This window comes from Bordetella sp. MIP270_01_BMS, assembly GCF_054958705.1.
Window position 1 is genome coordinate 1,260,970 of the sequence record NZ_CM143297.1, and the last position, 11,098, is coordinate 1,272,067.

Sequence of the window (11,098 nt, forward strand, 5' to 3'; positions counted from 1 at the left end):
GCCTCGCCCGCGCCATGCGTGGCGCATCATGGCGCCGGTCGCGGAGCCAGAATGCGGCCGGACCGCTTACACCGGCGCGAGCGCCGTATTCACGCAGGCCATACCTTCACGGGCGGCTCGCCCTACGAACAGCCTGCTGTCGCGGGAATGCGGCCCCGCGCGCCAGACATCCACGCGAAACGCAGCCCGGGCGGCAACACGCCGCCCAGCTGACCGGGGATGGGGCCCGGGATGGTGGATGCGCGGCTGCGGCCGCAATGGATCAGCTTTCGCCAGCGGGTTGCTGTGACGGAGCGGGCGTGCTTTCTTCGCCGCGCGCCAGGCGCTCGGTGTTCTTCACGCCGGTGTGACGCACGTCGGCGCCCTTCACCATGTAGATGACGCGTTCGGCCATGTTCTTGGCGTGGTCGCCGATGCGCTCGAGTGCACGGGCGATAAACACCATGTCGATGGCGCGCGAAATGGTGCGCGGGTCTTCCATCATGTAGGTGATCAGCGTGCGCAGCGTGCCCTTCCATTCGCGGTCGACCTCTTTGTCGCTGCGGACAACCTGCGCGGCCAGGATGGGATCGAGCCGGGCGAAGGCGTCGAGCACGTTGTGCAGCATGCGACTGACGCTGAGCGCCATGTGGCGCAGCTCGATGACAGGAATGTGACGCTGCTCGGACTCGTACATGCGCCGCACGGCGTTGGCGATTTTCTCGGCCTCGTCGCCGCAGCGTTCCATGTCGGTCAGCATTTTCGACACCGCGAGCAAGGTGCGCAGGTCGATCGCCGTGGGCTGGTGGCGGGCCAGGATCAGGCTGATGCGTTCGTCGATCTCGACTTCGTGCCGGTTCACCTGTTTTTCGCGCTCGCGCACTTTCTCGACCAGCTCGAGGTCGCCGGTGGGCACGGCTTCGACCGATTCCTGGATCATGGCCTCGACCACGCCGCCCATTTGCAAAAATTGCGAACGGACGCTTTGCAAATCGGCGTCGAACTGCTTGTTGGTGTGCTCCGTCATCCGGACTCCCTGCGTAGGTGTAGACATGGCGAGACCCCGTTGTGCAAATGCATGATGGGCCTGCCGACCCGCAAGGTTATGACTCGAGTATTACAGGATTATGAATCGCCGCCAGGCGGCCGGCAAGCCATTGCCCGCACCGCCGCATCAGGGCCTTTGCAACTGCCGTATGCTGGTCTGCGTGGCCAGCAGCGCCACATCGGCGCCAGCCTGGGCGAACAGCCCGCAGGTGACCACACCGGGAAGGTTGTTGATGGTGGCTTCCAGGCCGGGCGCGTCGTCGATCTGCAGGCCCGAGACGTCGAGGATGATGTTGCCGTTGTCGGTGATGAAGTCGGCCCGCAGGCGCGGCTGCCCGCCCAGCGCGGCCAGGCCGCGCGACACGGCTTCGCGAGCCATGGGTATGACCTCGACCGGCAGCGGAAACGCGCCCAGGCGATCGACCAGCTTCGACTCATCGGCGATGCAGATATAGCGCCGGGCGACCGAGGCCACGATTTTCTCGCGGGTGAGCGCGCCCCCGCCGCCCTTGATCATATGAAGGCGGGCATCGATTTCGTCGGCGCCGTCGACATACACGGGCATGGTGTCGACCTCGTTCAGATCGAGCACCGCCAGGCCATGTCCGGCCAGGCGGGCCGCGCTGCGTTCCGAGCTGGCCACGGTGCCGCGCAGGCGGCCGCGATAGCGGGCCAGGCCATCGATGAACAGGTCTGCCGTCGACCCGGTGCCGACGCCGATGATGACGTCAGGGCCCAACAGAGGTTCGATGAGGGACAAGGCCGCGTCTGCGGCCTGCTGCTTGAGTTCTTGCTGAGTGAGCATATTGCAATAGTGCGCCGGGGCGCGCGGAGTCGATGGGGAACCAGACGCAATTTAGCAGATCGACGGCCAGGCCCGCGCCAGGATGGCTGCCGCATCGACGCCTGGCGGCAGCTCTCCGGCAATGCCGCCTCTGCCAGCCAGGCGGCTGGCGACGAAAGCGTCGGCCACCGGCGCCGGCGCATGCTGGATCAGCAGCGCGGCCTGCCACAGGCGCGCCAGCCCTGCAGCCACACCACGCGCCTGGCCGGGGTCGGCGCCGGCCCCGGCCTGGGCCGCTGCCAGTCTTTGCCACTCGTCCCACGACTGGTCGTAGGCCGGCCAGACGCCGCGTGCCGGATCCAGCTCGGCATGCAGCGCGGCCAGGCAATCAGGCTCGCGCTGCAGGGCGCGCAAGACGTCCAGCGCCATGATGTTGCCGGAACCCTCCCAGATGGAGTTGACCGGCGCTTCTCGATACAGTCGGGGCAGCGCCCCCGTTTCGACGTAGCCATTGCCGCCCCACACCTCCATGCACTCGGCAATGGCGCCGATGGCGCGCTTGCATACCCACAACTTGGCTGCCGGCGTGCCCACGCGCGCCAGCGCGCGCGCAGCGGGCTGCGAACACTCGTCGACGGCGCGCGCCAGACGCAGGCCAAGCGTCATCGCCGCCTCGCTTTCCAGCGCAAGGTCGGCCAGCACCTGACGCATCAGCGGCTGCTGGACCAGGGGCCGCCCGAAGGCATGGCGGTGGGCGGCATGATGAGCGGCCTGCACCACGGCCTGCCTCAGCAGGGCGGCGCTGCCCAACACGCAATCGAGACGGGTCGTGGCGGCCATCTGCAGCAGCATGGGCAAGCCCCGGCCCGGCTCTCCCATCAGCATGCCCCAGGCCTGTTCGAATTCCACTTCGCCGCTGGCATTGCTGCGATTGCCCAGTTTGTCTTTGAGGCGCCGGATGCGCACCGCGTTGCGCCGGCCATCTGGCGTCCAGCGCGGCACGAAGAAGCAACCCGGCCCGGCGTCGGTCTGGGCGAGCACGAGATGCGCGTCGGCCTGCGGCACCGAGAAAAACCATTTGTGCCCCGTCAGCCAGTACGCCGCGCCCCGCCCGCCCTGCCCCGCTGGCACCGCCTGCGTGGTGATGGCGCGCAAATCCGAGCCGCCCTGTTTCTCGGTCAGGCCCATCCCTATCAGCGCGCCGCGCTTGCCGGGCAGCGGGGCGTCGGCCGCATCGTAATCCGCCGACGACAGCGCCGGAAGCCAGGCCTGCCCGAAATCGATCGCGCCCGCGGGCTCTTCCTGCAGCAATGGCACCGCAGCGTAAGTCATGGTGGTGGGACACAGCGTGCCCGCTTCAACCTGGCCCTGCATGAGGTATGCCGCCGCCCGCGCGACGTGGGCCCCCGGCAGCGGCTGCAGCCAGGCGTGGCTGTGCAGGCCGCGCGAAACGATACCTGTCATCAGCGCGTGCCACGCGGGGTCGAAGTCGACCTGGTCGACACGGTGTCCGTTGGCGTCGTAGCCCTGCCAGCGCGGCGCACAGCGATTGGCGCGTTCGCCCGCGGCCAGTGTCGATGCCCGGCCCAGCCACACGCCATGCTCGCGCAGTGCCGGCTCGAGGCCGCCGCCGCCTTCGCGGTGCACGGCTTCGCCCAGCGCGATATCGGTGTCGTACAGCGAATAATCGGTCAGGGGCGCCACCTGGTTGATGACGGCGTGGGTCTGGAACGGCGGCATGGAGCCTCCCGGTCTGGCGATTCCAAGCCTCACCGTTAGCATTTTCCGACAGTGGGCGCAAGGCTGATCCGCCGCCACCGGGTACTGCGCCCCTGGTCTTCCCTATTCAAGGTGCACGCGGCGCGAGCCGGGCGGCACGGGCGGCAGCGCGCGCCGCGCCCGAATCATTGGGTTCGCTGCGCGCCGCTGACGCAGCGACCGCCTCGAAATCAGACGTTTCGCGAACTGTCCGGCGACGGTTCCGCGTCTTCGAGCAGGCGCTGAGCCTGACCATCGGGCAAGGCCTCGACGGATTTCAGATTGCGCAGCATGACGCGGGTGCGCACTTCCGTCTGGCCCAGCTTGGTGCTGGCGGACTCGAGGGTTTTCTTCACCGCGGCGAGCGAGTCGCCGAACTTGGCGAACTCGGTCTTCACCGCCCGCAGCACCTGCCATACCTCGGATGAACGTTGCTCGATGGCAAGAGTGCGAAAACCCATCTGCAGGCTGTTGAGCAGGGCAGCCAGGTTGCTGGGCCCGGCCACGTTGACACGCAGTGCCTGCAGCTTGTCGATCAGGCCGGGGCGTCGCAGCACCTCGGCATACAGGCCCTCGGTGGGCAGGAACATGATCGCAAAGTCAGTCGTATACGGCGGGGCCACATACTTCGCGGCGATCTGGCGTGCCTGGATTTCGACGGCGCGTGCCAGCGCGGCGCCCGCCGCGCGTTCGGCCTCGGCATCCGCCGCGTCAACGGCATCCATGAGGCGCTCGTACTCTTCCTTGGGGAATTTCGCGTCGATGGGCAGCCATACCGGCGCGCCGCCGGCCTCTCGCCCGGGCAGGCGGATGGCGAACTCCACGATGGCGTCGCTGCCGGGCACGGGCCGCACATTGCTGGCGTACTGATCGGATGTCATGGTGTCTTCGATCAAACGCGCCAACTGCACCTCGCCCCAGACGCCGCGCGACTTCACATTGGTGAGCACGCGCTTGAGGTCCCCCACGCCGGCCGCCAGCGACTGCATCTCGCCCAGCCCCTTGTGCACGGCCTCGAGCCGGTCCGATACCAGCTTGAAGGACTCACCCAGCCGTTGCTCGAGTGTGGCGTGCAGTTTCTCGTCGACGGTTCGGCGCATTTCGTCGAGCCGGGCGCCGTTGTCGGCCTGCAGGGCCTGCAGCCGCTGATCGACCGTATGTCGCACTTCCTGCATGCGCCGGTCATTGAGCGCCACCAGACCCTCGAGGCGTTCGCCGAACTGCGTGGCAAAGCGCCCCAGCGATTCGGCATATTCGGCGCGGGCGGCCTGCGCGTCGCGCGACAGCACGGCACGCAGCGCTTCGTGGCCCTGCGCCAGTTCGGCGCGCAGCCCGCGGGTGGACTCGGCGAACTCGGCGCGCAGGCCGCGCTGGCTTTCATCGAGTTCGGCGCGCATGGCGCGTTCGAGACGCTCGAGGCTCTCTTCGAGCCGTGCGTGCGCAGACGGACGCAGCCACAGGCTCAGTGCCGCCAGCAAGGCCAGAACCGCCGCCACGGCGGTAATCCAGGGCAAGACTTCGATCAAGGGCAGGACTCCCGAAAGCTCCATTGTAGGCGGGCCACAGGAGCCCGACGGCCCGCTCCCGCCCCCTCTATCCCTGCGCACGGCCGTCAGGGCGCGGGCGATGGCGAAGCACGCCCCTGTGATTCAATGACCGACGACGAACGATGCCCGCTACCTGCCCCCCGGACAACGCATCCATGCGCCGCAGGCAAAGGCCCGGTTGCGCAAATGCGGGGTTGCTTCGACAATCGCGGGATACCGGAATCGCCGTCGACCTATTTTGCAAATCGAATCTTCCTTCCCCGCAGGCGTGCCCGCCAGCGACTACGCCACCGTATTCGGGCCGCTGGACCTGTCCGGCGCCCAGGTGCTTGCCAAGGGCGCAGACCGCTATGTGTTCCAGCACCCGCATGTGCCGTCGCTGCTGGTCAAGGTGATCAATACCGAGGCCTATGCGGCGTATCTGGCTCGCAAGCCGCTCAAACGCATCTACAAGCGTTTCCAGCGTGAAGGGCCGCAGCGCGTGTACCTGAACGAGCTCTCCGAGTATGTGTCGACCACGTCTGCATCAGCTTCGGCCTGGAATGTACCCATGGCCCGGGTGGTGGGTCTGGCGCAGACGTCGCTGGGGCTGGGCCAGCTCGTGGAGAAGATCTCGGGCGACGACGGCCAGCTGGCGCCCACGCTGGCGCACGTCTTCGCGCGCACTGGTGTGGACACCGAACTGGTGAAACAGCTCGACGCGTTTTTCGACGCCCTCATCGAGGCCCATGTGGTGATCAGCGACATGTCGGCCAAGAACATCGCGCTAGGCCGCAACGCCGATGGCATGCCCGGCATGTACCTGATCGATGGTTTCGGCGTGCTGCCACTGATCCCGCTGTATGCCTGGAGCAAGCGCCTAAACCGGCGGCGCATGCTGCGCAAGTACGCGCAGTGGCGCGCTCGCATGCAACGCCAGTATGGAACCTCGCCGGCTCAGGCCACGATGGCGCCGTAGAGGTCCATCCAGTCGTAGTCACGGCCAGGCTGCTGCCCGCGCCGCAACGGGTTGCGCGTGCAGAACGCCGCGTAGGCGGGGTCGACGAAGCGATAGCGCAAATGCTCGTCTCGACCTGCCGGTATGCCCAGGCGCGTGGTGCAGATCAGGCGTTCGGGCGCCTGGCCGACATCTTCCACGAAGAAGCGCTCGGGATCGAAGCGTTGCGCGTCCCATTCGGGAACCTTGAGGCCCAGGGCGCGGCACAGCAGCGTCTGGCCCGCGCAAAGGCGGGCCGGCGCGCGCGGCTGTCCGCGGGCGTCGGGATTGAGCGTCTGCATGCGGGCAAGCGCCTCTGGCCCGGATACCGCGTCAACCCAGGGATGCGCCGATTTGATGAGCACCGCATTGCCCGGGCCGCCCGCGCTGAAATTGAGCGAATCGCCGCCGCGCGCGTAATACATGTAGATGGTGCCGCCATCCATGAACAATGCGCGGCGCTTGGGCGTATAGCCCAGCGAGGCATGGCTGCCCTTGTCGGCCAGATAATAGGCCTCGGTCTCGATGATGCGCGCCGACAACCACAGGCCGTCCAGCCGCCGCCGTATGACCTTGCCCAGCAGCTCCCTCGCCAGCTGGCAGGGGTCGCGATCGAAGAAGGCATCGGGCAGCGCCGGCCCCGGCGCCGGACCGCCACCGCCCTGCGCGCCACGGGCAGCGCGCCCAGACATGCTCAGGCGAAGCGCTCGCCGTAGCGCTTCTCGGAAAAGCCTACGGTAACTACGCCATCGGAGGTGACGGTAACCGGTCGACGCACCAGGGCAGGAAACTCTGCGATGAGCGCCATCCACTCGGCATCGCTCTGCGCCGACTTGCGCTCTTCGGCCAGCCCGCGCCAGGTCATGGAACTGCGGTTGACCAGTTTTTCCCAGCCGCCTACCTGCACGGCCCAGTCCTTGAGCGTGGCGCCGGGCACGGGGTGGTCGCGATAATCGATGAACTCGTGCGGCACGCCATGTTCGGCCAGCCATTCGCGCGCCTTGACGCACGTGCTGCATTTGTTCAGGCCATACAGAATCGCTTGCGGCTTCATGATGTTTCGGATTCCTTGCGCAGTTGCAGGCGGTTGAGCAGGATGACGCAGATGCCCACGCCGAGGATGAACAAGGTGGCCAGCGCATTGACCTCGGGCTTGAGGCCCAGGCGGACGCGGGAGAATACTTCCATGGGCAGCGTGGTCGAGCCCGGGCCAGACAGGAAGGACGCCACCACCACGTCGTCGAGCGACAGTGTGAACGACAGCAGCCAGGCGGACATCAGCGCCGGTGCGATCAGCGGCAGCGTAATGCGGAAAAACACCGTGAGCGGCGTAGCGCCCAGGTCGAGCGCGGCTTCTTCCAGCGAACGGTCGAGGTCGCGGATACGCGCCTGGATGATCACGGCCACGAACGCCATGCACAAGGTGACATGGCCCACCCAGATGGTGAATGTGCCGTTCTCGGCCGGCCAGCCCAGGGTGCCGCGCAATTCGACGAACATCAGCAACAGCGAAATGCCCAGCACGACTTCGGGAATGACCAGCGGCGCGCTGAGCATGCCCAGATACAGCGTGAACCCCCGGAAGCGCCCCATGCGCACGAGGACGTAGCCGGCCCAGGTGCCGATGACGACGGCAGCCGTGGCCGTGAGGGTGGCGATCTTGAGCGACAGCCAGGCGGCGCGCAGCAGGGCATCGTCGTTCAGCAGCGATTCATACCAGCGCAGCGAAAAACCGGTCCAGGTGGTGACCAGCGGCGAGTCGTTGAACGAGAACACCATCAGGCTGATGATGGGAGCGTAGAGGAAGAAGTACCCCAGCCCCAACGCGATGCTGCGGCCGGTCTTGTTCGGACCCTTCATGCCTGCCCCCGTTGCGCGATTTCCTGCTGGCGCACCTGGTTGTACTGGAAGAGCGCCAGCGGAACCAGCAGTAACAGCACCATGATGCAGGTCACGGCCGACGCCATGGGCCAGTCGGCATTATTGAAGAATTCGTTCCACATGACCCGGCCCATCATCAGCGTGTCGGCGCCGCCCAGCATTTCGGGAATGACGTATTCGCCCACCGACGGAATGAACACCAGCATGGCCCCCGCGATCACACCCGGGCGCGACAGCGGAAGGGTCACGTGCCAGAACGCGCGCCAGGGCCGCGCGCCCAGGTCGTATGCGGCTTCGAGCAGGCGCAGGTCGAGCTTGACCAGGTTGGCATACAACGGAAGGATGAAAAACGGCAGGTAAGCGTAGATCAGGCCGATGTACACGGCCAGATCGGTGCGGTAGATTTCAAGCGGGCTTGAAATGACGCCCATGCCCATCAGGAACTTATTGAGCAGGCCGTCGTTGCGCAAGATGCCCACCCAGGCATACACGCGCAGCAGCAGCGAGGTCCAGAACGGCAGGATCACGCCGAGCAGCAGCAAATTGCGCACGGCGGGCGACGACCTCGCGATGTAATAGGCCATGGGATAGCCGATCAACACGCAGCAGACCGTGGTGATGGCCGCCATTTTCAGCGAATTCAGGTACGTGGCCAGGTACAGGCTGTCGGTGAACAGCAGGATGTAGCCGCGCAGGTGCAGGCTGAACTGCACGGCTTCGTCCTTGAATTCGGCCAGCGCCGTGTACGGCGGAATTCCGAATTCAAGCTCGGCGAAGCTGATCTTGAGCACCAGCAGGAAAGGCACCAGCAGGAACAGCGACAACCACAGGAACGGCGGCACGACCGCCAGGGCCCGGCCCGTCGGCACCCAGCCCCGCGACGCGAACGCCTTCATGATGCCAGCACCAGCGCGCTGTCGGCGTCCCAGCTGACGAAGATTTCTTCATCGATGCCGGGGGCGTCCATCTGGGCCAGCAGGCGGCTGGGCACGCTGGCCTCGACGATCTTGCCCGAGTCGAGGCGCACCTGGTAGAGCGCGTAGCTGCCCATCCAGGCCATGTGGCTGACCATGCCGTGAGCCCAGTTGTAGTCGCCGGCGGGCTGCGTGCGGGACACGACCAGACGCTCGGGCCGGATGGAGATGTGCACTTCCATGCCCAGCGGTTCGCTGACGCCGTGGCTGACATAGAGCGGACGCGAGAGCTCCGGGCATTCGATGGCCACGTGGTCGGGCTCGTCGATCACGATGGTGCCGGTAAGCAGGTTGGTGGATCCGATGAACCCGGCGACGAAGCGCGAACTGGGAAAGGCATAGACCTCTTGCGGCGTGCCGCATTGCACGATCTGGCCTTCGGTCATGACGGCCAGGCGGTGCGCCATGGTCATGGCCTCTTCCTGGTCGTGAGTCACCATGATGCAGGTCACGCCCACCTGCTCGAGGATCTTGGTGAGCTCGATCTGGGTTTTCTGGCGTATCTGCTTGTCGAGCGCCGACATGGGCTCGTCGAGCAGCAGCAGCTTGGGCCGCTTGACCAGGCTGCGCGCCAGCGCCACGCGCTGCTGCTGCCCCCCGGAAAGCTGGTGCGGCTTGCGGCGTGCAAAGCCCGCCATCTGCACGAGGTCGAGCGCCTCGAACACACGGTCGTGGATTTCGGCCCGCGGCACGCCTTCCTGCTTGAGGCCGAAGGCCACGTTGGCCTCGACCGTCATGTGGGGAAACAGCGCATAGGACTGGAACATCATGTTGACCGGCCGGCGGTAAGGCGGCACGGCCGTGATGTCTTCGCCATCGAGCAGGATCTGCCCGGACGTGGCCTCTTCGAAACCGGCCAGCATGCGCAGCAGGGTCGATTTGCCGCAGCCGGAACTGCCGAGCAAGGCGAATATCTCGTTGCGCCTGACGGCCAGATTGACTGACCGCACGGCGACGACGTCGCCGTAAATCTTGACCAGATCGGACACCCGCACGAATTCGTCGGGGTCCGTCGAGTGCTGCGCCGTGTAACGGCTGTCGCTCATGATGGCTATCGTCCGGACTTCAATTCGGCCCACATGCGGGTCTGCAGGCGTTGTAGGTTCAGGGGCTGCGCCTGGATCACGTAGAGCGTCCGGGCCACGTCGGCGGGCGGATAGATCATGGGGTTCTCGGCGACGTCTTTCACCACGAACTCGCGCGCCGCCTTGTTGGCGTTGGGGTAGAACATGGTGTTGGTGATGGCGGCGTGGACTTCAGGCGTCTCGATGTAGTTGATGAACGCGTGCGCGGCATCCGGATGCGGCGCATCCTTCGGGATGGCCATGACATCGAACCACGCCGGCGCCCCGCCCTTCGGGATGAAGTAATTGATTTCGTACGGCCGTTTGGACTCGATGGCGCGCTGGCGCGCGATCATGACGTCGCCCGAAAAGCCGTAGACCATGCAAAGATCGCCCACCGCGAGCTCGTCGATATAGCCGGACGAGCTGAACTGGCGGATGTACGGCCGGATCTGCTTGAGCAGCGCCAGCGCGGCCTTGTAGTCATCGGGGTTCTCGCTGTTGGGGTCCTTGCCCAGGTACTTGAGCACGGCCGGGAAAACCTGCGCGGCCTCGTCCAGCATCGAAATGCCGCAGTCCTTCAACTTGGCCGCGTTCTCGGGCTTGAACAGCATGTCCCAGTTGGCGAGATCGACGTCATCGCCCATGATCTGCTTGACCCTGGTGACGTTGTACCCCAGGCCGTTGGTGCCGTAGCCCCAGGGGATGACGTATTCATTGCCCGGATCCACCGACGCCACCAGCGCCATGATGTCCGGATCGAGGTTCTTCCAGTTGGGAATCTTGCTTTTATCGAGCTTCTGGAACAGCCCGGCCTGGATCTGGCGCGAAGCGTAATGCGTGGACGGCACCACGACGTCATAACCGGACTTGCCGGTAAGCAGCTTGGCCTGCAACGTATCGTTGTTGTCGTAGACGTCGTAGCGAACCTTGATGCCGGTTTCGCGTTCGAAGCCGGGAATGGTATCGGGGGCCGTATATTCGGCCCAGTTATAGACGTTGACGACCTGATTCTGCGCCCCGGCGCCCGTCGCCACGGCCAGCAGCGCCGCACCGAGCGCCCAATGCCATTTCATTTTTGCCTTCAT

At 65.9% G+C, this 11,098-nt stretch carries 11 protein-coding genes; 1 reads left to right on the plus strand and 10 read right to left on the minus strand.

Features of this window, described 5'->3' with window-relative positions:
• Positions 1–262: 262 nt before the first annotated feature.
• The 4 genes from phoU to ACV17W_RS05815 all read right to left on the minus strand — a co-directional run bounded on the left by phoU (position 263) and on the right by ACV17W_RS05815 (position 5,094).
• Entirely contained in the window at positions 263–1,006 is a 744-nt protein-coding gene (phoU, locus tag ACV17W_RS05800; protein ID WP_462596475.1) for a phosphate signaling complex protein PhoU, read from the minus strand.
• A 147-nt stretch (positions 1,007–1,153) separates the two neighbouring features.
• Positions 1,154–1,831 carry a ribose-5-phosphate isomerase RpiA gene (rpiA, locus tag ACV17W_RS05805; RefSeq protein WP_462595480.1) on the minus strand — a complete coding sequence of 226 codons (678 nt, stop codon included), beginning with the start codon at positions 1,829–1,831 and terminating at the stop codon, positions 1,154–1,156.
• Positions 1,832–1,882: 51 nt separating this feature from the next.
• Positions 1,883–3,550, minus strand: coding sequence for an isovaleryl-CoA dehydrogenase (locus ACV17W_RS05810; protein WP_462595481.1), 1,668 nt, complete (start codon positions 3,548–3,550; stop codon positions 1,883–1,885).
• 209 nt (positions 3,551–3,759) lie between these two features.
• Positions 3,760–5,094 (minus strand): DNA recombination protein RmuC, encoded by a 1,335-nt coding sequence (locus tag ACV17W_RS05815; protein ID WP_462595482.1) that lies wholly within the window; start codon positions 5,092–5,094, stop codon positions 3,760–3,762.
• Between the two features lie 289 nt (positions 5,095–5,383).
• On the opposite strand from ACV17W_RS05815, the gene ACV17W_RS05820 reads away from it, so the two are divergent.
• The gene (locus tag ACV17W_RS05820) at positions 5,384–6,073 is read left to right on the plus strand and encodes a YrbL family protein (RefSeq protein ID WP_462596477.1); all 690 of its coding nucleotides are present in this window, start codon (positions 5,384–5,386) and stop codon (positions 6,071–6,073) included.
• Here ACV17W_RS05820 and ACV17W_RS05825 read toward each other — a convergent pair.
• From ACV17W_RS05825 to ACV17W_RS05850, 6 genes are read right to left on the minus strand one after another with little or no spacing between them, the layout of a single operon-like run.
• Positions 6,052–6,783 (minus strand): DNA-3-methyladenine glycosylase, encoded by a 732-nt coding sequence (locus tag ACV17W_RS05825; RefSeq protein ID WP_462595483.1) that lies wholly within the window; start codon positions 6,781–6,783, stop codon positions 6,052–6,054. The two genes, ACV17W_RS05820 and ACV17W_RS05825, sit on opposite strands and share 22 nt — an antisense overlap.
• 2 nt (positions 6,784–6,785) lie before the next feature.
• Positions 6,786–7,145 (minus strand): Spx/MgsR family RNA polymerase-binding regulatory protein, encoded by a 360-nt coding sequence (locus ACV17W_RS05830; protein WP_462595484.1) that lies wholly within the window; start codon positions 7,143–7,145, stop codon positions 6,786–6,788.
• Complete coding sequence (locus tag ACV17W_RS05835) at positions 7,142–7,951, minus strand: ABC transporter permease subunit (RefSeq protein ID WP_462595485.1); 810 nt, start codon at positions 7,949–7,951, stop codon at positions 7,142–7,144. The genes ACV17W_RS05830 and ACV17W_RS05835 overlap by 4 nt, the downstream gene beginning before the upstream one ends.
• A complete protein-coding gene (locus tag ACV17W_RS05840; RefSeq protein WP_462595486.1) occupies positions 7,948–8,868 on the minus strand; it encodes an ABC transporter permease subunit in 921 nt (306 codons plus the stop codon). The genes ACV17W_RS05835 and ACV17W_RS05840 overlap by 4 nt, the downstream gene beginning before the upstream one ends.
• Entirely contained in the window at positions 8,865–9,992 is a 1,128-nt protein-coding gene (locus tag ACV17W_RS05845; protein ID WP_462595487.1) for an ABC transporter ATP-binding protein, read from the minus strand. The genes ACV17W_RS05840 and ACV17W_RS05845 overlap by 4 nt, the downstream gene beginning before the upstream one ends.
• Positions 9,993–9,997: 5 nt before the next feature.
• Entirely contained in the window at positions 9,998–11,086 is a 1,089-nt protein-coding gene (locus ACV17W_RS05850; RefSeq protein WP_462595488.1) for a polyamine ABC transporter substrate-binding protein, read from the minus strand.
• Positions 11,087–11,098: the final 12 nt, after the last annotated feature.